At 64.4% G+C, this 435-nt stretch carries 1 protein-coding gene; it reads right to left on the reverse strand.

What is annotated here, in order from left to right; genetic code table 11:
* The coding region (locus GVL03_RS20480; protein WP_200847357.1) for an efflux RND transporter permease subunit at nt 1–435 on the reverse strand (435 nt) is incomplete at both ends.

The raw sequence follows: 435 nt of genomic DNA on the forward strand, positions 1-435 counted from the left end.
AAGTACAAGAGCACGAAGATGATCAGGAGCGTGGCCGGCACCACCACCTTGAGGCGGGCATTGGCCCGCTCCAGGTATTCGAACTGGCCAGAGTACGCAACGCTCACGCCTGGCTCCAGTTTGACCTGGCGAGACACCGCTTCACGCAGCTCGTTCGCGACCGAGGCCAGGTCGCGCCCGCGAACGTCCACGTAGACCCATCCGGACGGACGTGCGTTTTCGCTTTTGAGCATTGGCGGCCCGTCGGTGATGGAGACCGTGGCGACAGTCCCGAGCGTGATCTGCTGGCCCATCGGCGTGGAAATCGGCAGTTGCGTCAGCCTCTGCGGGGAGTCCCGCCATTCGCGTGGGTAGCGCAGGTTGATCGGAAACCGGGCCAAGCCCTCCACGGTCTCCGCGATGTTCTCGCCGCCAATGGCACCTGAGACCATCGCC

Origin of the sequence: Microbacterium sp. 18062 (assembly GCF_902706225.1) — a bacterium.
Classification (GTDB): domain Bacteria; phylum Actinomycetota; class Actinomycetes; order Actinomycetales; family Microbacteriaceae; genus Microbacterium.